This window comes from Dactylosporangium fulvum, from assembly GCF_025137375.1.
In the GTDB taxonomy this organism is placed as follows: domain Bacteria; phylum Actinomycetota; class Actinomycetes; order Mycobacteriales; family Micromonosporaceae; genus Dactylosporangium; species Dactylosporangium fulvum.
This window is the reverse complement of record NZ_CP073720.1, coordinates 941,040-964,001: the sequence shown is the minus strand read 5'-3', so window position 1 is coordinate 964,001 and position 22,962 is coordinate 941,040. Positions and strand designations below refer to the sequence as shown.

Annotated in this window: 22 protein-coding genes; 12 read left to right on the top strand and 10 right to left on the bottom strand. The window is 71.0% G+C overall.

Features of this window, described 5'->3' with window-relative positions:
* Position 1 precedes the first annotated feature (1 nt).
* The 3 genes from Dfulv_RS04455 (at position 2) to Dfulv_RS04445 (ending at position 3,223) form a co-directional block, all read left to right on the top strand.
* Positions 2 to 1,276: a magnesium transporter MgtE N-terminal domain-containing protein gene (locus tag Dfulv_RS04455; RefSeq protein WP_259861333.1), complete on the top strand. Its 1,275-nt coding sequence runs from the start codon at positions 2 to 4 to the stop codon at positions 1,274 to 1,276.
* A complete protein-coding gene (locus Dfulv_RS04450) occupies positions 1,269 to 1,889 on the top strand; it encodes a DUF1003 domain-containing protein (RefSeq protein ID WP_259861332.1) in 621 nt (206 codons plus the stop codon). The genes Dfulv_RS04455 and Dfulv_RS04450 overlap by 8 nt, the downstream gene beginning before the upstream one ends.
* A 191-nt stretch (positions 1,890 to 2,080) precedes the next feature.
* Positions 2,081 to 3,223: an Mrp/NBP35 family ATP-binding protein gene (locus Dfulv_RS04445; RefSeq protein ID WP_259861331.1), complete on the top strand. Its 1,143-nt coding sequence runs from the start codon at positions 2,081 to 2,083 to the stop codon at positions 3,221 to 3,223.
* A gap of 546 nt (positions 3,224 to 3,769) precedes the next feature.
* Here Dfulv_RS04445 and Dfulv_RS04440 read toward each other — a convergent pair.
* Entirely contained in the window at positions 3,770 to 4,195 is a 426-nt protein-coding gene (locus tag Dfulv_RS04440) for a Sec-independent protein translocase subunit TatB (protein WP_259861330.1), read from the bottom strand.
* A 71-nt stretch (positions 4,196 to 4,266) separates the two neighbouring features.
* Positions 4,267 to 5,595, bottom strand: a complete 1,329-nt coding sequence (locus Dfulv_RS04435; RefSeq protein ID WP_259861329.1) for a S1C family serine protease — start codon at positions 5,593 to 5,595, stop codon at positions 4,267 to 4,269.
* 162 nt (positions 5,596 to 5,757) lie between these two features.
* On the opposite strand from Dfulv_RS04435, the gene Dfulv_RS04430 reads away from it, so the two are divergent.
* Both Dfulv_RS04430 and Dfulv_RS04425 read left to right on the top strand, forming a co-directional pair.
* The gene (locus tag Dfulv_RS04430; protein ID WP_259861328.1) at positions 5,758 to 6,348 is read left to right on the top strand and encodes an O-methyltransferase; all 591 of its coding nucleotides are present in this window, start codon (positions 5,758 to 5,760) and stop codon (positions 6,346 to 6,348) included.
* 32 nt (positions 6,349 to 6,380) lie between these two features.
* On the top strand, positions 6,381 to 7,343 hold the full coding sequence (locus Dfulv_RS04425; protein WP_259861327.1) for a DNA-3-methyladenine glycosylase family protein: 963 nt from the start codon (positions 6,381 to 6,383) through the stop codon (positions 7,341 to 7,343).
* A 119-nt stretch (positions 7,344 to 7,462) separates the two neighbouring features.
* Here the strand turns inward: Dfulv_RS04425 and Dfulv_RS04420 are convergent, their stop codons facing one another.
* From Dfulv_RS04420 to Dfulv_RS04405, 4 genes are all read right to left on the bottom strand, one after another.
* Positions 7,463 to 8,689, bottom strand: coding sequence for a DUF1501 domain-containing protein (locus tag Dfulv_RS04420; RefSeq protein WP_259861326.1), 1,227 nt, complete (start codon positions 8,687 to 8,689; stop codon positions 7,463 to 7,465).
* 87 nt (positions 8,690 to 8,776) lie between these two features.
* The gene (locus Dfulv_RS04415) at positions 8,777 to 10,033 is read right to left on the bottom strand and encodes a DUF1800 domain-containing protein (RefSeq protein ID WP_259861325.1); all 1,257 of its coding nucleotides are present in this window, start codon (positions 10,031 to 10,033) and stop codon (positions 8,777 to 8,779) included.
* Positions 10,034 to 10,078: 45 nt separating this feature from the next.
* A complete protein-coding gene (locus Dfulv_RS04410) occupies positions 10,079 to 10,873 on the bottom strand; it encodes an enoyl-CoA hydratase-related protein (RefSeq protein WP_259861324.1) in 795 nt (264 codons plus the stop codon).
* A 15-nt stretch (positions 10,874 to 10,888) separates the two neighbouring features.
* A complete protein-coding gene (locus tag Dfulv_RS04405) occupies positions 10,889 to 11,680 on the bottom strand; it encodes a PaaX family transcriptional regulator (protein WP_259861323.1) in 792 nt (263 codons plus the stop codon).
* Positions 11,681 to 11,901: 221 nt separating this feature from the next.
* Here Dfulv_RS04405 and Dfulv_RS04400 point away from each other — a divergent pair, with 221 nt between their 5' ends.
* Positions 11,902 to 12,069: a DUF3117 domain-containing protein gene (locus tag Dfulv_RS04400; RefSeq protein WP_081971220.1), complete on the top strand. Its 168-nt coding sequence runs from the start codon at positions 11,902 to 11,904 to the stop codon at positions 12,067 to 12,069.
* Positions 12,070 to 12,144: 75 nt separating this feature from the next.
* Positions 12,145 to 13,614, top strand: a complete 1,470-nt coding sequence (locus tag Dfulv_RS04395; RefSeq protein ID WP_259861322.1) for a leucyl aminopeptidase family protein — start codon at positions 12,145 to 12,147, stop codon at positions 13,612 to 13,614.
* A 962-nt stretch (positions 13,615 to 14,576) separates the two neighbouring features.
* On the opposite strand, the gene Dfulv_RS04390 is transcribed toward Dfulv_RS04395, so the two are convergent.
* The 3 genes from Dfulv_RS04390 to Dfulv_RS04380 all read right to left on the bottom strand — a co-directional run bounded on the left by Dfulv_RS04390 (position 14,577) and on the right by Dfulv_RS04380 (position 18,976).
* Positions 14,577 to 15,614: a 2-oxoacid:ferredoxin oxidoreductase subunit beta gene (locus Dfulv_RS04390; protein WP_259861321.1), complete on the bottom strand. Its 1,038-nt coding sequence runs from the start codon at positions 15,612 to 15,614 to the stop codon at positions 14,577 to 14,579.
* Positions 15,607 to 17,454, bottom strand: a complete 1,848-nt coding sequence (locus tag Dfulv_RS04385) for a 2-oxoacid:acceptor oxidoreductase subunit alpha (protein ID WP_259861320.1) — start codon at positions 17,452 to 17,454, stop codon at positions 15,607 to 15,609. The genes Dfulv_RS04390 and Dfulv_RS04385 overlap by 8 nt, the downstream gene beginning before the upstream one ends.
* A 238-nt stretch (positions 17,455 to 17,692) precedes the next feature.
* Entirely contained in the window at positions 17,693 to 18,976 is a 1,284-nt protein-coding gene (locus tag Dfulv_RS04380; protein WP_259861318.1) for a hypothetical protein, read from the bottom strand.
* Between the two features lie 300 nt (positions 18,977 to 19,276).
* Between Dfulv_RS04380 and Dfulv_RS04375 the strand changes: the two genes are divergently transcribed.
* Complete coding sequence (locus Dfulv_RS04375; RefSeq protein ID WP_259861317.1) at positions 19,277 to 19,666, top strand: NADH-quinone oxidoreductase subunit A; 390 nt, start codon at positions 19,277 to 19,279, stop codon at positions 19,664 to 19,666.
* Between the two features lie 57 nt (positions 19,667 to 19,723).
* Here the strand turns inward: Dfulv_RS04375 and folP are convergent, their stop codons facing one another.
* On the bottom strand, positions 19,724 to 20,584 hold the full coding sequence (folP, locus tag Dfulv_RS04370; RefSeq protein WP_259861316.1) for a dihydropteroate synthase: 861 nt from the start codon (positions 20,582 to 20,584) through the stop codon (positions 19,724 to 19,726).
* A 78-nt stretch (positions 20,585 to 20,662) separates the two neighbouring features.
* Here folP and Dfulv_RS04365 point away from each other — a divergent pair, with 78 nt between their 5' ends.
* The 4 genes from Dfulv_RS04365 to Dfulv_RS04350 are packed head-to-tail and all read left to right on the top strand — an operon-like array spanning position 20,663 to position 22,942.
* The gene (locus Dfulv_RS04365) at positions 20,663 to 21,217 is read left to right on the top strand and encodes a DivIVA domain-containing protein (RefSeq protein ID WP_259861315.1); all 555 of its coding nucleotides are present in this window, start codon (positions 20,663 to 20,665) and stop codon (positions 21,215 to 21,217) included.
* The gene (locus Dfulv_RS04360; protein WP_259861314.1) at positions 21,214 to 21,690 is read left to right on the top strand and encodes an SRPBCC family protein; all 477 of its coding nucleotides are present in this window, start codon (positions 21,214 to 21,216) and stop codon (positions 21,688 to 21,690) included. The genes Dfulv_RS04365 and Dfulv_RS04360 overlap by 4 nt, the downstream gene beginning before the upstream one ends.
* 55 nt (positions 21,691 to 21,745) lie before the next feature.
* Positions 21,746 to 22,324, top strand: a complete 579-nt coding sequence (locus Dfulv_RS04355; RefSeq protein ID WP_259861313.1) for a DNA-3-methyladenine glycosylase I — start codon at positions 21,746 to 21,748, stop codon at positions 22,322 to 22,324.
* Between the two features lie 54 nt (positions 22,325 to 22,378).
* Positions 22,379 to 22,942: a GrpB family protein gene (locus Dfulv_RS04350; RefSeq protein ID WP_259861312.1), complete on the top strand. Its 564-nt coding sequence runs from the start codon at positions 22,379 to 22,381 to the stop codon at positions 22,940 to 22,942.
* The last annotated feature ends 20 nt before the right edge of the window (positions 22,943 to 22,962 follow it).

Here is a 22,962-nt window from a genome sequence, read left to right as displayed (position 1 = left end):
TGTGAGCACTGCGCCGCGAGTCTATGTGGCGCGCCTCGCCGGCCTGAACGTGTTCGATCCGAACGGTGACCAGGTCGGGCGAGTGCGCGACGTAGTCGCGCGTGCCCGGACGGGCAACCAGCCGCCCCGGGTCGTCGGCCTGATCGCCGAGATGCCGATGCGGCGGCGGATCTTCCTGCCGATCGGGCGGATCACCGCGATCGAGCCCGACGCCGTGGTGCTCAACACCGGCACGCTCAACCTGCGGCGGTTCGAGAAGCGCCCCGGTGAGCTGCTGGTGCTCGAGGACTTCCTCGACCGGCACGTCACCATCAACGCCAGCGAGCGCACGGGCACCGTGGTCGACGTGGCGATGGAGGCCGACCGCACCGGTGAGTGGTCACTCACCAGGGTGGCGGTCCGCGAGTTCACCAGGCGGCTCACCCGCCGGGGTCACCTCAACCAGCTGGAGTGGAACGAGGTCGGCGGGCTGACCGGGACGCCCGAGGAGCAGGGCACCGCCGGACTGCTGGCGGTGCTCGACAACATGCGCCCCGCCGACCTCGCCAACGTCCTGCAGGACCTCTCCGAGACCCGCCGGGTCGAGGTCGCGGCCGCGCTGGACGACGAGCGCCTCGCCGACGTGCTCGAGGAACTGCCCGAGCACGACCAGCTGGAGATCATCACGGCGCTCGAGCCGCAGCGGGCGGCCGACGTGCTGGAGGAGATGGACCCGGACGACGCCGCCGACCTGCTCTCCGAAATGCCGAAGCCGGAGCAGGAGGTCCTGCTCGACCTCATGGAGCCCGACGAGGCATCGCCGGTGCGTGCGCTGCTGGACTACCTGCCCGGCACCGCCGGCTCGGTCATGACCTCCGAGCCGATCGTCATGGCGCCGGACGCGACGGTCGCCGAGGCGCTGGCCCGCATCCGGGAGCCGCAGCTCTCCCCCGCGGTCGCCGCCGGCGTTTTCGTCACGCGACCGCCGATGGCCACGCCCACCGGCCGTTATCTCGGCGTCGTGCACTTCCAGCGGCTGCTGCGCGAACCGCCGTCGGCCCTGCTCGGCGGCGTGGTAGACAACGACATCGACCCGCTCGCCCCGGGCACCACCCTGGCCGAGATCACCCGCCGGATGGCGACCTACAACCTGGTGGTGATGCCGGTGGTCGACGACAACGACAAGCTGGTCGGTGCGGTCACCGTCGACGACGTGCTCGACCACCTGCTGCCCGAGGACTGGCGCGACCGCGACCACGCCGAGCCGATCACGCTCCAGGGTGGTGGCCGTGGCTGACCGGCGGCGGCTCGACCAGCCTCGCGCCGCCCGGATCAAGCTGCCGAGGTTCGACCCCGAGTCGTTCGGCCGGTGGTCGGAGGGTTTCGCGCGGTCCATGGGGACGGCGAAGTTCATCGTCTACATGACGATCGTGATCGTCGCCTGGCTGGCCTGGAACACGCTGGCCCCGCCGAGCTGGCGCTTCGACCCGTACACCTTCACCTTCCTCACCCTGATCCTGTCGCTGCAGGCGTCGTACGCGGCGCCGCTCATCCTGCTGGCCCAGAACCGGCAGACCGACCGGGACCGGCTCGCATCCGACGAGGACCGGCGGCGGGCCGCGGCACAGAAGGCGGACACCGAATACCTGGCCCGCGAGATCGCCGCCCTCCGGATCGCGGTCGGCGAGACGGCCACCCGCGACTTCCTGCGCTCCGAGCTGGCACGGATGGGCGAGGAGCTGGACGAGGCCGCGGAGCGGCGGGCGAAGCTGGAGCGCAAGAAGTCGAAGAAGACAGCGACCGCGCTGGCCGCACCGGGTGGGCTGGAGGAGCCGCTCGACGAGGGTGACGACGCGGTGGACTCCGACGGGCCGCAGGAACCGCCGCGACGCCGGTCCAGATCGCACTGAAGCATCACGCCGCGCGCCTCAAGGGGCTAGGCGCGCGGCGTGCTAACGATCGTCCCACCGGCTGCGGTACGACGACAACCCCCACCGACGACAAAATCCCTATTTCGGGCGGTCTCGCCGATGCTGTGACGTGTTCCTCGGGAACGCTCACCGTGCCAGGTGAACGGCCGTCCCGACGTACCATGGCAGCCATGTCTGCCCCGGCCACCACCGTCGAGGACGCGATCACCGCTGCGCTCGCGACCGTCGACGACCCTGAGATCCGCCGCCCGATCACCGACCTCGGCATGGTGCGTGACATCGCGCTCCGCCCCGACGGCGTCGCCCTGATCGGCATCCTGCTCACGGTGGCCGGCTGCCCGCTGAAGGACAAGCTGCGCACCGACATCACCCGCGCGGTCGGCGCCGTCCAGGGCGTCACCGGGGTCGAGATCGACTTCGGCGTCATGACCCCCGAGCAGCGCAAGAATCTCCAGACGAGCCTGCGCGGCGACGTGCAGGAGCCGGTCATCCCGTTCAGCCAGCCCGGCTCGCGGACCCGCGTCTACGCGGTGGCCAGCGGCAAGGGTGGCGTCGGCAAGTCCAGCGTGACGGTCAACCTGGCCGCCGCCCTGGCCGCCCGCGGCCTGTCGGTCGGCGTGGTCGACGCCGACATCTACGGCCACTCGGTCCCCCGCATGCTCGGCGCCGACGGCCGCCCGACCCAGGTCGAGTCCATGATCATGCCGCCGTCCGCGCACGGTGTGAAGGTCATCTCGATCGGCATGTTCACGCCCGGCAACGCCGCCGTCGTGTGGCGCGGCCCGATGCTCCACCGGGCGCTGCAGCAGTTCCTCGCCGACGTCTACTGGGGCGACCTCGACGTGCTGCTCCTGGACCTCCCGCCGGGCACTGGCGACGTGGCGATCTCACTGGCGCAACTCCTGCCGTCGGCCGAGATCCTGGTGGTGACGACCCCGCAGGCCGCCGCCGCCGAGGTCGCCGAGCGCGCCGGGTCGATCGCCCTCCAGACCCACCAGCGCATCGTCGGCGTGGTCGAGAACATGTCCTGGCTGGAGCTCCCGACCGGCGAGCGGATGGAAATCTTCGGCGCCGGCGGCGGCCAGACGGTGGCAGACTCCCTGAGCCGCCTGGTCGGCGCCCAGGTGCCGCTGCTCGGCCAGATCCCCCTCGACACCCGCCTCCGCGAGGCCGGCGACACGGGCCTGCCGCTGGTCCTGGCGACCCCCGACGCCCCGGCAGCGGCCGCCCTCCACACGGTGGCCGACAAGCTGGCCGTCCGCCGGGAAAGCCTGGTGGGCAAGCCGCTGGGCCTGAAGCCCGCCGGCCGGTAGGCACCTCGGCCTCTCGCTGAGCGCGACGATCGGCGGCTATCGCAAGGCCATGCCCCGATATTTCCGGTCAAATCGGTCATGCATGTCGATCGCCAAGTTGACCTTGGTCGATTTTGGTCGCCTTGGGCGCCGAAATCGACCAAGGTCAACTTGATTCGGCCGTAACCCGGGCGTGCGATCCGCCGCCATGCGGTCGGACATGACACAGGAGTCGATTGGCGCAGAAAAGCGACAAATCGTGTCGAAATTCGGCGGCCGGAGGACCGGCAGGAGCTTCCACGTGGCCGTGACCGCGCCCGAGCCGCCTGCGAACCAGGCGAACCGGCCTCACACAGCCGCGTCGCGTGCGCCATGAGCCGGGATGGCCCCCAGCGAGTGGGGTTCCGCTCCGGAGCGCGCCGCAGGCAGGGTGGGCGCCAGCAAAAGGTGTCCCGCCCTGGGCGAGCCAGGGCCAGGGGTGGGCGTCAACCGCGGCCGGACAAAACGTGCAGAACGGGCGGAATCGGCGCTGCACCGTGACCCGGGAGGCACCGGGCCCTGCGGTTCTCAGGTGACGTCGTCCCAGGAAGCGCGAGGGGCGACCGACTGAGCGGGCGGCGGCGTGGACGCGGCAGGCGTCGTCGACGGCGAGGTGACGCTGTTCGCGGCCGCCTGGGCGTCGCGCTTCACGCCGTCGGCCACGCCCCGGACGTCGTCGTAGATGCCCTGGAGCGGCTTGCGCAGGGCGGCCTCGTCAGCCTCGCTGAGCAGGTGCTTGCGGAGGAAGGTCTTCGGGTGAAGATCTTCCAGTTGGATGTCGGTGCCGAGCTCACGGCTCAGGTCACCGGTGGCGTTGCGGGCCATCTGCCGCACGTTGCGGAGCATCCGCAGTCCGTCGCTGATCGCCTTCGGCAAGCGGTCGGGACCGAAGATGAACAGCCCGACCAGGATGATCAGGATGAACTCCCAGCCGCCGATGTTCTCCAAGCCCATGTTGCCGGCCCTCCCCTGCTCTCAGCCGCAAGACTAGTCACCCACGGCCCCGAACGGGGAGGGCCCGACGGTCACTTCGCGTCGGCGACCAGGGTCACAGACGCCTTCTCCCTGGTCGTACCGCGCAGATAGGAAATCTCGACCGTGTCACCCGGCGCGTATTTGCGGACGAGCGCGGTCAGGTCCCAGAACTCCTCGACCGGTTTGCCGTTGACGGCGAGGATCACGTCGCCGCTCTTCAGGCCGGCCGCCGCCGCGGGACCGCCGGCCTCGACCGAGGCGAGCCGGGCACCGCCGGCCGGGTTGCGGTACGACGGATCGGGCTGCACGCCCATGACCGTGCGGCGCGCCTTGCCGGTGTTGATGATGTCGGTGGCGATGCGCCTGGCATGGTTGATCGGGATCGCGAATGCCAGGCCGACGTTACCGGCCGAGGATTGGTCCTCGGACAGCGTGCCGATCACCGAGTTGATGCCGACGACACGACCGGCGGCGTCGAACAGCGGGCCACCCGAGTTGCCCTGGTTGACGGCCGCGTCGGTCTGGATGGCCGAGTAGTAGCGGGCGGTGCCGCCCTCGCTGGTGCGGATGGGACGGTCGAGGTAGCTCACCACGCCGTACGTCACCGTGCTGGTCAGACCCAGCGGCGCGCCCATGGCGACGACCGGGTCGCCGACCTGCAACCGATCGGAGTCGCCGAACTCGACGGGCACGATCTTGCCGTGGGGCAGCCCGGACGTGTCGATCTTGAGCACGGCGACGTCGGATTCGTCGTCGCCGCCGATGACGCTGGCCGGCACCACCGTCGCGTCACTGAACCGGACGGTCGCGTTGCCGGTGCCGCCCTCGACGACGTGGTTGTTGGTGATGACGTGCCCGTCGGACGACACCACGAAGCCGGAGCCGAGCGACATGCCGGAGCCGACCCGCATGCTGATCGTGACGACGCTGGGGAGAACCTTCTTGACCAGGGCGGCGACCGTCTCCGGCGGCCTGGCGTTGAGCGGCGGGTCGCTGCCGAGCCGGGTGCCGCCGAGGCCGCCTCCGCCTCCGACGGCGAAGACGTAGCCGAGCGTGCCGCCGAGCGCGCCCGCGAGCAGGGCGGTGACGATCGACACGATCAGCACGAGACCCAGCCCGACCCGGGGGCCGGGGTTCGGCGGCGGCGGCTTTTCCAGGGGCGGCACCTCGTCGACCGGCGTCTTCATCACGACGACCGGGGCGTCGGGGTCGCGCCACGGGTCGGCGAGCGCGTCGGACCACCAACTGTCCCTCGCCGGCTGCGGCGCCGTCCCGTGCTGCGTCTGCGGGCGGCCGGCAGTGGCCTGCACGGGCGTCGCCCAGCCACCCTGGCTGGACACGCCGTGGCCCGGCTGTCGCCAGGCCGAACCGTCTGTCACGATCGGCTCCTCCGTCCGTTTCGCATCCAGCATTGCACGCTCCGGCATCCCGCACGCGCGGGCGAGTCTCCTAGGCTTGCCCGGAATCGACTCACCTGGAGGTGTCCCATCACCGCGTCCGCGAGAAGCGCGCAGCAGTTCGCCGACTTCGTCGACGGGTATGTGCTGGAGGACCCGGTGCTCACGGCTGCCCGCGAGCAGGCCGCTGAACTGGGCATCCGGGCGGTCAGCCGAGGCTGCGGGGCGGCGCTTCGGGTGATCGCCGCCGTGAGCAACGCCAAGGCGGTGGTGGAGGTCGGCACCGGCACCGGGGTGAGCGGTGGGTGGTTGTTGCGCGGCATGCGCCGCGACGGCGTCCTGACCACGATCGATTACGAGGCCGAGCATCAGCGGATCGCACGGCGGGTGTTCTCCGCGGCGGGGAACCCTCCCTCCCGTACACGCATCATCACCGGACGCGCGCTCGACGTGCTGCCGAGGCTGGCCGACCACGCCTATGACCTGGTGTTCGTCGACCATGACCCGAGCGAGTACGGCCCGGTGGTGACCGCCGCGGAGCGACTGCTGCGGCCGGGCGGCACGCTGGCGCTGAGCGACGCACTGGCCGGCGGCCGGGTGAGTGATCCCACGATCCGGGACGCGGAGACAGTACTTCTCCGTGAGGCCGTGAAGGCGCTGCGGGACAGCGACGCATGGGTGCCCGCGCTGCTACCACTCGGTGACGGTCTGCTACTGGCGGCGCGGGCGACGTAAAAGTTGTCGTACCCGAGTTCGAGACTCTCCGCATGACCGAACTCACCAGCACCGCCCACACCGTCCTGACCGCTACCGCCCCGTTCGACCTGGCCTGCTCGCTACGCGCGATCAAGGGCTTCACGCCCAGCGCCGGCGACCAGTTCATAGCCGACGGCCGCGTCCGCAAGGCGTTCCGGCACCCGACCGACCCGGCCCGCGCCGTCGTGGCCGAGGTCGTCGGGCGCGACGACGGGGCGCCCGGGGTCGGGCTGACCGTGTTCAGCGACGAGCTGCTCGACCCGCTCGAGGTGGCCGCCGTCGCCGGGCGGGTCGCGCAGTGGCTCAGCCTCGGCGACGACCGGTCCGAGTTCCTCGCGGTCGCCCGCGCCGACCCGGCGATGGCCCGGGTCCTGGCCGCGGCCGAAGGGCTGCACCAGGTCCGGTTCGCGTCGCTGGCGGAGGGCGCGACATTTTTCACACTGACGCAGCGCTCGACGCAGTGGTTCGCGACCGCCCGCAAGCGCCGCCTGGTCGACGACCACGGCCCCCGGTGCGTCGTCGGCCAGAAGGTCCTCACCGCCTTCCCCGACCTGTCGCTGCTGACCGCCATGGCCCCTGACCATCTCCTGCCGTATGCCGGGAGCCGTGCCCGTGCCGAGCGCCTCACGACGGTGCTGGCCGGCGTCGCCGAGCTGGACGAGCAGTGGCTGCGCACCGGGCCGTATGAGGAGGTGCGCGCCGCCCTGCTGGCAGTTCGGGGCATCGGCACGTTCACCGCCCACGCGCTGCTCCTGCGGGTCCTGGGCCGCCCCGACGCGGTGCCGCTGGAGCTGGCCCAGTTCCGCAAGACGGCCCTGGATCTCTACGGCGAGCCGACTCCGACCCCGGCCGAGCTCCGGTCCAGGTATGGGCCGTGGATCGGCTGGTGGGCCTATACCAGCCGGACAGCCCTCAGCTGGCTGGACCAGGATGAGAAGGCCCTCCAACGCTCCCTGGTGCGAGCAGCCGCCTGACCCGGGCTCGGCTGCCGGGCCGCCCGCCGGTGAGCGGCGGCCCGGCGGCCTGGCCCGACCTGTTGATCAGAGCCGGTTGATCGGACTGAAAGGAGCGGCCGATGGACGGCCACAGCAGGCTAGAACAGGCCCTCCAGGGGCTTGTTGTAGCCGAGCACCTGCTCCGGGTCGGCGGAGAGGACGTTGCGCAGCAGGGAGGCGTAGACGGCACGGAAGTCGGTCGTGAACTTCAGGTCGCCGTTGTCGAGGTCGGACAGGCTCGGCTGCTCGCCGAAGAGGCCGCCCTTCACCGGGGAGCCCAGGACGTACATGTTGGAGGCGGTCCCGTGATCGGTGCCGTCCGAACCGTTGGCGGCCACCCGCCGGCCGAACTCGGAGTAGACGGCCACCACCACGCGGCGGCCGGCCTCGGACTTCGCCATGCGTTCGGCAAACGTCGTCAGGGCCGCGTCGAGGCGCTTGAGGAGGTTCTCCTGGGAGGTGCGTTCGTCGGCGTGGAGGTCGAAGCCGCCCAGGGACACCGAGTAGACCCTCGTGGCCACGCCGGCCTCGACACATCGGGCCACCAGGTCGAGCTGCTGCTGCAGATCGGCGCGGCCGCCGGTGCCCGTGCCGGTCGACGTCGAGCTCTCGTCGGCGTCGCCGGACTCGTCGACGCTGTGGATGAGGTCGTCCACGCCGACCAGGTCGGCGAACGCGCGGGCCGCGCGGGCCTGGAGCGGGGGTTCACCGGCCGACGCCTGGCCCAGGCTGGCCAGGGTGGCCCGGTCCACGCCGTTGGGCAGTGCCAGGCCGGTCACCGGGATCGCGGCGCCGGCCGTCGTCGCGCCGGCCAGGAGCGGAGGGAGGACGGGTTCGAAGGAGACGGCGTGTCTCGGGTCGCCGCCGAAGGTGTCGAGCCAGCGGCCCAGCCAGCCGGTGTTGCCCGGGCGGTCCGGCTGCGCGGTCTGCCAGATGTCCATCGACCGGAAGTGGCTGTGGTCGGGCTTCGGATAGCCGACGCCGCGGACGATGGCGAGCCGGCCGCCGTCGAACATGCGCTTGAGGCCGGCCAGCGCCGGGTTCAGGCCCAGTTCGTCGTTGAGCTTGAGCACCTCGTCCGCGTCGTATGCGAGCTCGTTGCGCGCGTCGCGGTAGCCCTGCGCGGCAAACGGGATCACGTTGGCGAGGCCGTCGTTGCCGCCGTAAAGGGTGACGAGCACCAGGGTCTTCGCGTCGCCCGGGCGGTCGTCCCAGCCGGCCGTGTCGAACAGGTCGCGCAGGGTCCAGGCGCCGCCGCCGATCAGGGCCGTGCCGCCGACCACGCCGCTGGCGAGCAGAAACCTGCGCCGCGTCACGATGTCCATGTCGAGCCCTCCAAGAAGAGCGTCACGAGGTCCACGCCGCGGCCCCCGGGAAGAGCGTCCGAAAGTCCGGGCCGGGGCTTCGGGGGGTCAGCAGATGGCGTATTCGGGACTGGCCAGGCCCAGCGCCAGCAGCCTGCGCGGGTCGCCGGCGACGGCCGACAGCGCCGCGGTGGTGCGGTCGGTGAACCCGTCCACCACCAGGAGCCGGGCCAGGGCGGTGGGGCGCTGCGCCTGCGGCACCGCGGTCAGGCGGTCGAGCACCGCCGAGGATGCGCGAGCGGCCAGCGACTGCGCCACCTTGAGCCGAGCCTGGGTCGCCGATGTGGTGAGCCACGCCGCCCCCGACGGCCAGCCGCCGACACTCGGCGGGCGCAGGGGCACCTGACCGAGCTGGTTCAACCCGGTCAGCAGCTGCCGGCGCTGGTTCTCCGCCAGGGCACCGGGGCGGATGCCCAGTTGACGCAGCGCGCCGACCATCCACTCGACCGGCTGCTTGACCAGCTCGGTGTGGCCGTCGGCGAGCAGCAGGGCGCGCAGCATGGCGACGGTTGTCGGCTGGGTCCGTGCCGCGTCGAGCGCGGCTTGCGGCACGGGGGCCTCGGCGCAGAACCGCAGCCACAGCCGGCCGACGATGAACTCCGGGCTCGCCGGCCGGCGCAGCAGGAGGGCCGCATAGCCGTCGGCGTCGAAGTTCGCCGTCTCGCCCAGAATGGTTTTCGGCTTGTCGTCGTGGCGCTTCGGGTTGAGGGTGGCGGTGCCGGACTTCGTGTCGACGACCCAGCCGGTGAGTGCCCGGGCTCCTTCGCGCACGTCCCGCTCCGTGTAGTGGCCGACGCCGAGGGTGAACAGCTCCATCAGCTCGCGGGCCAGGTTCTCGTTCGGGGCCTTGACCGTGTTCTTCTGCCCGTCGAGCCAGAGGATCAGGGCCGGGTCGCGCAGCATGGCGCGGACCTGCGTGCCGAAGTCGCCGAGCGCCGTCCGGAACAGCGTCTGCTGCTGGCCGAGCATGAGCGGACCGGACCTCACCTTGTCCGCGGACGTGGCCCAGTGCCCGTGCCAGAAGAACGTCAGCTTCTCGTGGAACTGGTGATCGGCCTGCACCATGCGGTCGAGCCACCACAGGGTGACGGTGCGGATCTGCTCGGCCCGATCGGTGCGGTCGTTCATGATCGGGCCGAGCTTGGGCAGCGGGGTGCGGGCCGCGCCGGTGTCCGTGCCGGACGGCGAGGTCAGCGCATCGACGATCGCCGGTGGGTCCGCCGAGGCGTAGGCGTCGACCTCCTCGGCGGTCGGCCCGAACGTCGCGCGGCGCAGCAGGTGTGCAACCTTCTCCCGATCGGCCATGCGCCCACGCTAGGCCCGAAGTGTTCGGGTGATGTAAAGCGCGGTTCAGGCTCCCTTGAAGGTCGCCTTCTCCTTGCGCACGAATGCGGCGGTCGCATTGTGGTGGTCGTCGGTGCGGCCGCATACCGCCTGCGCCTCCGCCTCGACCCGCAGCGCGTCGGCCAGCAACCCGGCAGCGCCGGCGACGAGCTCGCGCTTGATCTGGCCGTATGCGACGGTGGGGCCGGCGGCGAGCCGCTCGGCCAGCTCCAGCGCGGCCGGCAGCACCTGCTCGTCGTCGTCCACGAGCCGGGAGAGCATGCCCAGCCGGTGCGCCGTCGCCGAGTCGACCGGCTCGGCCAGCAGGAGCAACTCGGTCGCCTTGGCGTGGCCGACGAGGCGGGGCAGTGCCCACGAGACGCCGGTGTCGCCGGCCAGGCCGACGTTCGCGAATGCCATAAGGAACCCGGTCTTCGGGCCGCCGACGCGGAGGTCGGCCAGCAACGCGAGCGACGCGCCGGCGCCCGCCGCCATCCCGCGCACGGCGGCGACGACCGGCTTGGGCATGCCCGCGATCAGCTCGGCGACCGGGTTGTAGTGCTCGGTCACGGTCGACAGCGACGAGCCCTCACCGGACTCCAGCGAGGCGACGTGCTCACGCAGGTCCTGCCCGACGCAGAACGCGCGTCCGGCGCCGGTGAGGACCACAGCCCGCACCGATGCATCGTTGGAAAGCTCTTCCAACGATTCCCGCAGCGCCACCTTCAACGCGATGTCGAGCGCGTTGAGGGCGTCCGGGCGGTTGAGCGTCAGCGTGGCGACGCCGGTGTCGGAACGGTCGACGAGCAGCACGTCGGTCATGGCAGGTACCCCTTCTCACACACTCAGGCAATGGTCAACGTATCGGTCGGCGGCCGGGCGGAGGCGACTGGCATGCCGGTCGAAGAAGGCCGCGGCCGTGATACCCGCCCAGTTCTCCGGCAGCAGGTCGGCGGGCAGTTGCGGATCGCGGAACAGGAACGCCCGCCAGGCATGGACGAGCGTGAACCGCACCGCGTAGGCCTGCTCGTCGGACGTGCCCGGCCCGACGCTCGCGACCAGCGGGGTGAGCCGATCGACGAACTCGTAGTAGGCGGCGGCGATGGCGGTCAGGTCCCAGGCGCGCTCGACCAACCCGGCGGCGCCGGCCGTGCCGCCGACGTGGGCGGCGCGGAACCGGTCGAACCGGACACCGGCCTCGGTGAGCAGCGTGTCCACCCCTTCACCCGGACGTGGGGCGATCCAGGTCAAGCCATCGATCGAGCCGTAGCCAAGAAATCCGAGATTCGCGACAAGTCTCGCCCGCGCGCCACGGTGCTGCGGCGGTTCGAGCATGATGAGATCGAAGTGCCCGTCCCATCCGTGCTCGTTGCCGGTGCGGTAGATGCGGGCACCGGCCGCGTCCAGGCGCCGTGCCGCCTTCGGGGTGATGCCGTAGCCGGGACCGGTCGGTAAGCGTAGAGGGTGAAGCCAGCCTTGCCGGACCATCCGCGACACCGCAGTGCGCACGGCCGGGGCGGCGATGCCGAGGGGAGCGAGCAGGCGCACGAGAGCCGCGACGGCGGCCCGCCCACCGCGTGGGCGAAGGTGGTCGCCATAGAGGTCGAAGAGGGCGGACCGGGCCTGCATGGCCGCTTATTGTGACAGTTGACCGGCATTTCCCGCCAGGAATTGTCACAAGGTTCGCGTCCCGGTTTGGGTCTTGGGGCCATCATCAGGGAAAATCATCGGTTGGTGCGTTCGTCACGGAGCCAACGGGTCTTGGTCGGGCCCCGTGAGCAGGCGCGCGCGCATGCGGGGACGGCTGTGCCACCTGATGTCTGGGACATCAGGAAGCGAAGGGAGACAACATGGCGGCCATGAAGCCGCGGACGGGCGACGGTCCGCTGGAGGTCACCAAGGAGGGCCGCGGCATCGTCATGCGGGTCCCGCTTGAGGGTGGTGGGCGGCTTGTCGTCGAGATGACCAAGGATGAGGCCAACGAGCTCAGTGAGGCGTTGAAGACCGCCACCGGCTGAGTCTTCCACTTGAGGTGTGTCGGAGTGGCCCCGGTGGTCGCTCCCTTCAGTGTGCGCTCTGCAATGGGGGTTTCCTTGCTGGACATCAGGTTCGCCGCAGCCCGTAGCGCCTCCGCCGCGGTGGCTGTCGTCGTGCCGTCCGGCGAGCCCTCCACGGCGGTCTCGCTGCTCGGCTCGGTTCCGAAGCTCCGGTTCGGCCCGGCCGACCTGGACGAGTGCACGGCGTTCCTGGAGGACGTCGAGCACTCCGGGTCGGCCGGCTCCGTGCACAGGCTGCCCCGCCCCGGCCGGCAGCCGTCGCGGCTGCTGTTCGTGGGGATCGGCGACGGCGACGAGGCCGGCTGGCGCTCGGCGGGGGCGGCACTCGCCAAGTCGGCGCGTTCCGAGCCGGCCTTGATCGTGGTGGTACCAGCTGAGTTGCCGCCCGCCGCTGTGCGTGGTCTGGCGGAGGGGCTGTGGCTGGCGTCGTACCGCTACGAGCTGTCGACCTCGTCACCAGCCGAGCTTCGGCGTGTCACGGTGGTGCTGGACGCCTCCGAGGAGCACGCCGAGGCCCTGGAGCGGGCCAGGGCGGTCGCGGTGTCGACGATGCTGGCCCGGGACCTGACCAACACACCCGGTGACCGGAAGACCCCGGCGTGGTTGGCGAGGCGGGTCGAGAAGGCCGCCTCCGGGGTGCCGCAGCTGACGGTGTCGGTCCGCGACCCGGCAGCCCTCGCCGAGCAGGGCTTCAACGCGATCCTGGCGGTCGGGCGGGGCTCGACGCGCGGGCCGCGGCTGGTCGAGATGTCCTGGCGCCCGCGGGGGGCACGGCGGCACGTCGTGCTGATCGGCAAGGGCATCACGTTCGACACCGGCGGCGTCTGCATCAAGCCGCTGTCCGGGATGAAGCTCATGCGCAAGGACATGGGCGGGGCGGCCGCGGTGGTCGGTGCGACCCTGGCCGCGGCCGCGATGCGGCTCCCACTGCGGATCACCACCCTGGCGCCGCTGGCCGAGAACGCGATCGGCGCCGACGCGATGCGCCCCGGTGACGTGATCCAGCACTATGGCGGCATCACGAGCGAGGTGCTCAACACCGACGCCGAAGGGCGGCTGGTGCTGGGCGACGCGATGGCCTACGCGGTGCGGCGGCTCCGGCCGGACGTCATCGTCGACCTGGCCACACTGACCGGCGCGCAGGGTGTGGCCCTGGGCAAGCGCACCGCGGCGATGTACAGCCACAGCGACACCCTGGCCGACGAGTTCACCGACGCGGCGGCGGCCGCGGGTGAGGCGGTCTGGCGGATGCCGCTGCTCGACGACTACGCCAAAGAGTTGGACGGCGACATCGCCGACCTGGTCAACTCGACCGACATCGGCGCCGGCTCCCTGCTGGCGGCCCTGTACCTGCGCGAGTTCACCGGCACCTTGCGCAACAACTGGGTCCACTTCGACATGTCGTCACCCGCCTGGGCCGATTCGGCAGACGGCGAACTGACGAAGGGCGCGACCGGCTGGGGCGTGCGGATGCTGACCCGCTGGCTGGAGTCCGCGTCCGCGTAGGCCACCCGCAGCGGGGTCGACCGTGCGATCGGCGCCCCCTTCAGGCGGCGGCGTGGCCGCTTGACGGTGAGCCAGCCTTGCGAGTCGCCGGCCGGATGGCCGCACGGACCGGACCGGCCGGCGAGTCGCCGAGCTGACCGGCGAGGCCGCATGGGACCGGACCGGCCGCCGAGTCGCCGGCGTGGCCGCATGAGGGCCGAGCCGGTCGGCGAGACCGCAAGGGGCCGGACTGGGCCGGCGAGCGCCGGCATGGCCGCATGAGGGCCGAGCGGGGTCGCCGAAGCGTCGGGGTGGCCATTTGGGATGAGCTGACCAGCGAAGCGCTGGGTGGCCGGACAGGGTGCGCCGGCCAGTGAGGGCGCCGCGCCGGCGGGGTCGGCCAGGAGGGCCACCAGACTGGCCACCGCGCCTGTCCAACCGGCTAGCAAGGCCACCCGTGCCAGCCCGGCGCCCGTGAAGGCCACCGCGCCAGCAGAGTCGGCCCGCAAGACCACCAGGCCGACCTCTGCGCCAGCAGAGTTGGCCGGTGAGGCCAACCAGGCCCGACCACCGCACCAACCAGACCGGCCTGTGAGGCCACCACGCCAGCCCGACCGACCTATTCCGCCGAGCCAGCCCGACGCCCATGAAGGCCACCGTGCCGGTACGGGGCAGCCAATGAGGCCACCAGGCCAGTCACCGCACCAACCCGACCGGCCACCTGGAGCCGCCGGGCCACAAGGGCCACCGGGGCCAGCCCGTAAGCCGGGACCAGCCCGTGAGGCCGAGCCGAGCCGGACCGAGCCGGACCAGGCCGGACCAGGCCGGACCAGGCCGAGCCGAGCCAGGCCGAGCCGAGCCGGCGCGATGGTCATTGCAGACTGAACCGGCCCCAGGCTGTGCCCAGGGCCGGTTCGGCGCATAAGCGGGGCGCGCGCGGCCTTCCCGGTGATGCGGGTCGGGCCGCGCGGCCGGTGAGTTGGCTAGAGGATCGTCCAGGTGTCGCCGCTGGTGAGCAGCGCGCCGAGTTCTTCCTCCGGGGTGCCCTTCGCCTTGGACTTCGCGGTCTCGAGCTGCTCGCGGACCAGGTCGTCGTAGGCGGGGCGGTCGACCGAGCGGAACACGCCGATCGGGGTGTTGCGCAGGTCGAGGCCGGGCAGGCGGGACAGGGCGAACGCATACGCCGGCTCGGAAACCGTCTGGTCGTGCACCACGATCTCGTCCGGGCTCACCGATGCCGTCGGCACCACCGAGAGGCCGAAGCCGCCCGGCGGGTGGGTGACCGCCCACTCGCCGTCCTTGCCGAACGTGATCGGCTGGCCGTGCTCGAGCCGGATGATGTAGTCGTCGCGGGTGCCCGCGTCCTTCAGGACCTCGAAGGCGCCGTCGTTGAAGATGTTGCAGTTCTGGTAGATCTCGACGAAGGCCGAGCCGCGGTGCTCGGCGGCGGCACGCAGCACCGACTGCAGGTGCTTGCGGTCGGAGTCGATGGTCCGGGCCACGAAGCTGGCCTCGGCGCCCAGCGCCAGCGAGATCGGGTTGAAGGGCGAGTCGGCCGAGCCGGCCGGCGTCGACTTCGTGATCTTGCCGATCTCCGAGGTCGGCGAATACTGCCCCTTGGTCAGGCCGTAGATCCTGTTGTTGAACAGCAGGATCTTCAGGTTGACGTTGCGGCGCAGGGCGTGGATCAGGTGGTTGCCACCGATGGACAGCGCGTCGCCGTCGCCGGTGACGACCCAGACCGACAGGTCGGGGCGGGACACCGACAGGCCGCTCGCGATCGCCGGCGCGCGGCCGTGGATCGAGTGCATGCCGTAGGTGTTCATGTAGTACGGGAACCGCGAGGAGCAGCCGATCCCGGAGACGAAGACGATCCGTTCACGCGGGATGTTGAGTTCGGGCATGAAGGACTGGACGGCGGCCAGGATCGCGTAGTCCCCGCAGCCGGGGCACCAGCGGACCTCCTGGTCGGACTTGAAGTCCTTGGCCGTCAGCTTCAGCGCGACAGGGGTGTCAGGCATTCTTGACCACTTCCTCGAGCACGCCTTCCAGTTCGGCGGCGGTGAACGGCAGTCCGCGGACCTGGTTGTAGGCGATCGCGTCGACCAGGAACCTCGACCGGATCACTCCGGCGAGCTGGCCGAGGTTCATCTCCGGGATGACCACCTTGTCGTACGACTTGAGCACGTCACCGAGGTTCTTCGGCATCGGCGACAGGTGCCGCAGGTGCGCCTGCGCGATCGGCAGGCCGCGCTGGCGCAGTGCGCGGGCGGCGGCGCCGATGGGCCCGTAGGTCGAGCCCCAGCCGAGCACGAGGACGCGGGCGGTGCCGTCGGGGTCCTCGACCTCGACGTCGGGCACCTCGATGTTCTCGATCCTGGCGGCGCGGGTGCGGACCATGAAGTCGTGGTTGGCCGGGTCATACGAGATGTCGCCGGTCTTGTCGGCCTTCTCCAGGCCGCCGATGCGGTGCTCCAGCCCGGGCGTGCCCGGGACGGCCCACGGCCGGGCCAGGGTCTGCGGATCGCGCAGATACGGCAGGAAGGTCTTGCCGTCCTCCGCGTTGGGCTGTGTGGCGAACTCCACACGCAGGTCGGGCAGGTCGGCGACCTCCGGCAGCCGCCAGGGCTCGGAGCCGTTGGCGATGTAACCGTCGGACAGCAGGATCACCGGGGTGCGGTAGGTCAGCGCGATGCGCGCCGCCTCCAGCGCGGTGGTGAAGCAGTCGGCGGGTGAGCGCGGGGCGAGCACCGCGACCGGCGCCTCGCCGTGCCGGCCGAACAGCGCCATGTTGAGGTCGGCCTGCTCGGTCTTGGTCGGCAGGCCGGTCGACGGGCCGGCGCGCTGCACGTCGATGATCACCAGCGGCAGCTCCAGCGCCACGGCGAGGGAGATCGTCTCGCCCTTGAGGGCGACGCCCGGGCCGGACGTGGTAGTGACGCCGAGCGCGCCGCCGTAGGAGGCGCCGAGCGCCACGCCGATGGCGGCGATCTCGTCCTCGGCCTGCACGGTGGTCACGCCGAACTTCTTGTGCTTCGACAGCTCGTGAAGGATGTCGGAGGCCGGGGTGATCGGGTAGGCGCCGAGGAAGACGGGCAGCCCGGACCGTACACCCGCGGCGACGATGCCCAGCGCGAGCGCCGCGTTGCCGGTGATGTTGCGGTAGTTGCCCGGCACCATGCGGGCCGGCTTCACCTCGTAACGGACGGCGAAGTTCTCGGTGGTCTCACCGAAGTTCCAGCCGGCCTTGAACGCGGCCACGTTGGCGGCGACCAGCTCAGGACGCGCGGCGAACTTGCGCTCCAGGAAGGAGAGCGTCGACTCGTGCGGCCGGGAATACATCCACGAGAGCAGGCCGAGCGCGAACATGTTCTTCGCCCGCTCGGCGTCCTTCTTGGAGATCTGGAACGACTCGAGCGCCTTCACGGTCATCGAGGTCAGCCCGACCGGGGCGACCGACCAGCCGTCGAGCGAGCCATCCTCGAGCGGGTTGGCGGCGTAACCGACCTTGGCCAGGTTTCGCGTGGTGAACTCGTCGGTGTTGACGATGATCGACGCGCCCTTCGGCAGGTCGGCCAGGTTGGCCTTGAGCGCCGCCGGGTTCATCGCCACGAGCACGTTCGGGGCGTCACCGGGGGTGAGGATGTCGAAGTCGGCGAAGTGCACCTGGAAGCTCGAGACACCCGGCAGCGTGCCCGCGGGGGCCCGGATCTCGGCGGGGAAGTTCGGCAACGTCGAGATGTCATTGCCGAGCTGGGCGGTCTCCGAGGTGAACCGGTCACCGGTGAGCTGCATACCGTCACCGGAGTCGCCAGCGAACCTGATGACCACTCGATCCAGCTGGCGGACCTGCTTGGTCACGTGAGCTGACCTCCCTGTTGAACCGGCGGGGCGGGGGTGGAGCTTACCTACATCCAGAGGGTACGTCGGCCGGGGCCTGTCGCCTGCGACACAGGTCTCTGATGTGGGGCAGATCCCGCTGCTTCGCTCACCGCATCGTCGCCGGCAAGGTGCACGGGTCGCCCATCAGCATATTTCGGGCGGACGGGCGAGTGTCAAAGGGCGACCGGGCGAACCGGCCGCCCTTTCGGACACATCCCTAGTCTTCGGAACCGTCGCGGCCATCGTCACGGGACTCGTCACGGGACCGGAACCCCGAGCCGGCGATCGGGCCCGACGGCAGGCGTGGCAGGGTGAGCGCGCGCGGGACCGGCGACCGCGGCGCCAACAGCGGGGTGCGGTCCTCTCCTATACCGCCCGCGGGCACGAGCACCACGTCCTCGACCTCGTCGGCGGCCAGCTCGTCGCGGTCGTCGCGCATGCGCCGGCGCAGCGAGAACACGACCAGGAAGCCCAGCAGCGCGACCAGCCCGATGATGCCGCCGAGAACCGGCGCGCTGGACAGTCGGACGCCGGAGAGCAGGTCGCCGCCCGAGCCGCCGTCGCCGGCGTCCGCTTTCCCGCCGGCCGCGGCGGGAGCGACCAGCGGCGACGCGGGCACGTCGGTGGGCAGCGGCGACTCGCCGGCGACCGGCGGCGCGCTGATCCGGTAGTTGGCGCGCGTCTCGATCGTGTCCTGGCCGATCGGGGCCAGGTAGCCGTGGACGGCACCGGTCAGTGGCAGCTCCTCCCGGGCTTCGGCGCTGACCGACAGGCCGAACCCGGCCGTGATCTCCTTGCCGGCCGCGACCTCGCCGAACTCGCAGCGGTAGCGGTTGTTCTCGAGCTTGCGGCGGGTGCGGCAGACGGACGGGAACGAGGTGAGGTCGACGCCGGACGGGGTGACCAGCTCGACGGCGCCGGAGCCCTTGGCTGCGCCGGTGTTGCGGAGCTTGACCTGCAGCTGGGCGGTCTGGGCCTGCGGGGTGGCCACGGCGGGCAGTTGCGGCTGGGAGGCGGACAGCGCGATGCCCGGCGTCGGCGGCTGGCTCTTGAAGACGATCGCGAAGCTGCGGGTCTTGGCCGGGGCACCGGCGACGGCGGCGGTCACGGAGCCGCTGCCCGCCAGCTTCCAGGCACCCGGGTCGACGTTGACCTTGACGACGACCCTGCCGATCTTGCGCTCGCCGAGGCTGCAGCGGAAGCTCAGCGCACCGTTGTTCACCTGGCAGCCGTCGGTGCCGTACGCCCCGGTGGCCTGGGTCCCGCCGGGGAAGACGTAGTAGCCGGTGATGATGTCGTCGCCGACGTTGCTGCCGACGTTCTGCACCGCGATGACCATCTCGGCCGCGCCGTCGCCCTGCCAGTAGGCGTCGCCGACCTCGACGTCGCTGACGTACATCTTGAAGGCGTGGACGACCACCGGCGATGGCGGCGCCTGGGTGGCCGGTTGGGAGGTCGGGGCATCCGACGTGGGCGCCTGGGTGGTGGGCTCTTCGGTCACCGGTGGATCCGACGTCGGGACCTCCGCCGGTGGCGAGCTCGACTCGCCCGCTCCCGGTTCCGCGTGCGCCGGAGCGACGAAGACCAGGGAGCAGACGGTTGCCAGGACGACGAGGGAGCCGGCACGCAGCCGCCACCGGGTGCGGTGGCCCGCGGGTGCTTCCATAAGGGGGTGTCCTTCTGGTCTCGTCTCAGTGACGGCCGGGGCACTTCGTTGCACTCCGGCAAGAAAGCCCATTATCTAGAGAGTTCAGATTTTCGGCATGTCGGAGATCGTGATGACGCGTGTACGGTACGTATTGTGAGTGGATATCTGGGCGGTTATGCGACGCTCGGCCTCCTGCTTCTGGTGGGAGCCGCGGTGTTCGTCGTCGCGTTCGCAGCCAACCGGGTGCTGGGTCCACGCCGAACAGCCGACAGCATCGCCACCCAGAGCGGCAAGTACGACACGTATGAGTGCGGGCTCGACCCGGTCGGCGGAGACTGGGCACAGGCACAGATCCGCTACTACGTGTATGCCTATTTGTACGCACTGTTTGCGGTTGAGAGTGTTTTCCTTTTCCCCTGGGCAATGGTGTTCGACCGGCCGGAATACGGCGCGGCGGTCGTCATCGAGATGGCGATCTTCGTCGCCGTGCTCGCGCTCGGCATTCTCTACGCGTGGCGCAAGAACATCCTGAGGTGGACGTAGGCCGCCATTCGCGGCAATGGCACCGACGTCGACCCCGGACGATGCCGGCCGCGGCGCTCAGGCCAGGCCGCGGCGGGACACCGCGGGCTGGCGATCGCCCCGGATCGCGGCCACCGTGTCGAGGGCCCGGCGGGTCTCCTTCACCTGGTGCGCGCGGAACACCCGGGCACCCAGCCACGCCGACACCGCGGTCGCCGCGAGCGTGCCTTCCAGCCGCTCACCGACCGGCAGGTCGAGGGCCTCGCCGATGAAGTCCTTGTTCGACAGCGCGACCAGCACGGGCCAGCCGGTCGCGGTCAACTCCCCCAGGCGGTTGGTGATGGCCAGCGAGTGGCGGGTGTTCTTGCCGAAGTCGTGCGCCGGGTCGATGAGGATGCCGTCACGACGCACGCCCAGGGCGACGGCACGTTCCGCCAGGGACGTCACGGTCCGTACGACATCTTCGACCGGATCCTGGAACGCGACCCGGTGGGGACGGGTGCGCGGGGTCAGCCCGCCCGCGTGGGAACACACCAGTCCCGCGCCGGTCTCGGCGGCCACCTCGGCCAGGGCCGGATCGGCGCCGGCCCAGGTGTCGTTGATCAGGTCGGCGCCCGCCGCGATGACCTCCCGGGCCACCTCGGCCCGCCAGGTGTCGATCGAGATGACCACGTCGGGGAAGCGCCGCCGGACCGCCTGCACCGTCGGCAGCGTCCGGCGCAGTTCCTCGGCCGCGTCGACCGTGTTGCCCGGGCCGGCCTTCACGCCGCCGATGTCGATGATGTCCGCGCCGTCGGCGACCGCGTTCTCGACCGCCCGCAGCGCGGCGTCCTCCGCGAACGTGGCGCCCCGGTCGAAGAACGAGTCCGGTGTCCGGTTCACGATCGCCATCACCGCATAGTCGCCGTCCGCGAACTGCCTGCTGCCCAGCCGAAACATCGTTGATGGCCTCCACGTTTCCTTCAGATGGGTGTGCCGGGGTCGCCCAGGCTCATTCAGCGTGCCACGATTCCCCCTATGGCTGAGTTCCTCCTGGTGTTGATCGCCGCTGTGGTCGTCGGGGCCATCGGGTTCGGCGTGTCGCTGTTGATCACCGGTGACGACCCGGGGATCGAAGGACATGAGCCCGACGGACGCGCGGTGCCCCTGCCGTCGTCGCGCCCGCTGGTCGAGGGCGACGTCGGGCAGCTGCGGTTCGACACCACGATCCGGGGTTATCGGATGGCCCAGGTCGACACGGCGCTGCGGCGCGCCGGCTACGACATCGGCTACAAGGAGGAGCTGATCCAGGTCCTGGAGGCGGAGATCAAGGCGCTCCGCGAGGGCCGCACCGAGGACGCCGACGCATTGCGCGACGCGCGCGAGGCGGCCGTGTCGGGCGCGGGCGGGACGGCCGTGGCCGAAAAAGCCGAGAAGTCCGAGAAGTCCGAGAAGAACGACAAAACCGGCAAGACTGATGAAGTAGCCGATTTCGACGAGCCTGCGGCGGACGACCGGCCGGACGCCGACGGCAACAGCTGGGGCGTCTCCGCCGACGACTCCTGGGGCCACCCGTCCCCGGTGGTGAAGTGACCTATAGCGAAGCGGAACGGCCGGGCACCGGCGAGGTCACCGCCACGGTGATCGTCAACGCACCGGCCGAGGTCGTCTTCGCCGCGCTCGTCGACTGGCCGCGGCAGAGCGAGTGGATCCCGTTCACGAAGGTCAACGTGCTGTCCGGCGACGGGGGTGAGGGCAGCCAGATCGAGGCGGTCACCCAGGTCGGCCCCGCGGTCCTGCGTGACCTCATGCGGGTGGTGAAGATCGACCCGCCGTTCGAGGTGCGGGTCGTGCACCACGGCAAGGTGCTGCGCGGCCCCGGCGTGCTGCGCTGCACGCCGCTGGGCACCGACCGGACACAGGTGGTCTGGCACGAGTGGTTCCACCTGCCGGCCGGCCCGGCGGGCAAGGTCGCCTGGCCGCTGCTGTGGCCGGGCTCCAAGGCCGGCCTGACCGGCGCGCTGCGCCGCTTCGCCCGCATGGTGGAGAACGGCGAGCTGTCGTAGGACCGGCGCACCCGGAGCGGAAGAACTGTCGTAGCCGCAGAGTAGGTTCCGAGGCATGGGTGATGTGGTGGTCGGCACCGACGGGCTGGCCAGGTGCGCGTGGGCGGGCTCGACGCCCGACTATCTCGAGTATCACGACTCCGAGTGGGGTCGGCCGATCCGGGACGACAACGGGTTGTATGAGCGGCTGACGCTCGAGGCGTTCCAGTCGGGCCTGGCGTGGATCACGATTCTGCGCAAGCGCACCGCGTTCCGGGCCGCCTTCGCCGGCTTCGAGATCGAAAAAGTCGCCGCATTCGGCGAGTCCGACGTCGACCGGCTGCTCGCCGACGCGGGCATCGTGCGCAACCGGGCGAAGATCGAGGCCGCGATCGCCAACGCTCGCGCGGCGGCCGAGCTGCCCGGCGGGATCGCGGCCCTCCTGTGGTCGTTCGCACCCGATCCACCCCGCCCGCGACCTGCGGATTTCTCCGCCGTTCCGGCGACGACCGCGGAATCGAAGGCGATGGCGAAAGAGCTGAAACGCCACGGGTTCCGGTTCGTCGGCCCGACCACCGCCTATGCCCTCATGCAGGCCACCGGCATGGTCAACGATCATGTCGCCTCTTGTTTTGTGCAGCTCGAGCAGCCATGATCCCGACGGACGATGAGCCGGTGCTGCACCTGGGCGACTGGAGTGTGAAACGAGATGACCGCCGAGTTCGCCGCGGATTACGGCGGCCCACTCGACCTGGTCGACTATGACCAGAGCTGGCCGGCGAAGTTCGCCTACTACCGCGACGAGCTGGCCGACGCCCTGGGCCCGGTCGCCCTGCGCATCGAGCACATCGGCTCCACGGCGGTGCCGGGGCTGGCCGCGAAGAACGTCATCGACATCCTGGTGGTCGTCGCCGACGAGCACGACCAGGAGGTCTACCGGCCGGGCGTCGAGTCGACCGGCATGGCGCTCGCACACCGCGACGCGGCGGCCCGCTGGTCGTTCTTCCGGCCGGCGACCCCGCCGCGCACCAGGCACGTGCACGTGACGTCGAGCGGCTCGTCCCACGAGCGGGTCCAGCTGCTGTTCGTCGACTTCCTGCGCGCGCACGACCTGGCCGTCGACGCCTACGCCCAGGTGAAGCGCCGCCTGGCGATCCGCTTCGCCGACGACCGCGAGGGCTACACCCGCGCGAAGACCGACTTCATCTTCGACATGCTCGATCGCGCGGAGCAGTGGGCCGACCAGTACGGATGGACCGTGGAGCACCGCTGACGCCGTGATGGAATTGGGTC

Bases quoted from the DNA above. Each gene is read 5' to 3' on its own strand.
- Dfulv_RS04425 (WP_259861327.1), top strand. From the start codon at position 6,381: ATGACCGAACTCACCAGCACCGCCCACACCGTCCTGACCGCTACCGCC.
- Dfulv_RS04355 (WP_259861313.1), top strand. From the start codon at position 21,746: ATGGGTGATGTGGTGGTCGGCACCGACGGGCTGGCCAGGTGCGCGTGG.
- Dfulv_RS04390 (WP_259861321.1), bottom strand. From the start codon at position 15,614: ATGCCTGACACCCCTGTCGCGCTGAAGCTGACGGCCAAGGACTTCAAG.
- Dfulv_RS04365 (WP_259861315.1), top strand. From the start codon at position 20,663: ATGGCTGAGTTCCTCCTGGTGTTGATCGCCGCTGTGGTCGTCGGGGCC.
- Dfulv_RS04445 (WP_259861331.1), top strand. From the start codon at position 2,081: ATGTCTGCCCCGGCCACCACCGTCGAGGACGCGATCACCGCTGCGCTC.
- Dfulv_RS04440 (WP_259861330.1), bottom strand. From the start codon at position 4,195: ATGGGCTTGGAGAACATCGGCGGCTGGGAGTTCATCCTGATCATCCTG.
- folP (WP_259861316.1), bottom strand. From the start codon at position 20,584: ATGTTTCGGCTGGGCAGCAGGCAGTTCGCGGACGGCGACTATGCGGTG.
- Dfulv_RS04420 (WP_259861326.1), bottom strand. From the start codon at position 8,689: ATGGACATCGTGACGCGGCGCAGGTTTCTGCTCGCCAGCGGCGTGGTC.
- Dfulv_RS04400 (WP_081971220.1), top strand. From the start codon at position 11,902: ATGGCGGCCATGAAGCCGCGGACGGGCGACGGTCCGCTGGAGGTCACC.
- Dfulv_RS04350 (WP_259861312.1), top strand. From the start codon at position 22,379: ATGACCGCCGAGTTCGCCGCGGATTACGGCGGCCCACTCGACCTGGTC.
- Dfulv_RS04410 (WP_259861324.1), bottom strand. From the start codon at position 10,873: ATGACCGACGTGCTGCTCGTCGACCGTTCCGACACCGGCGTCGCCACG.
- Dfulv_RS04415 (WP_259861325.1), bottom strand. From the start codon at position 10,033: ATGGCCGATCGGGAGAAGGTTGCACACCTGCTGCGCCGCGCGACGTTC.
- Dfulv_RS04405 (WP_259861323.1), bottom strand. From the start codon at position 11,680: ATGCAGGCCCGGTCCGCCCTCTTCGACCTCTATGGCGACCACCTTCGC.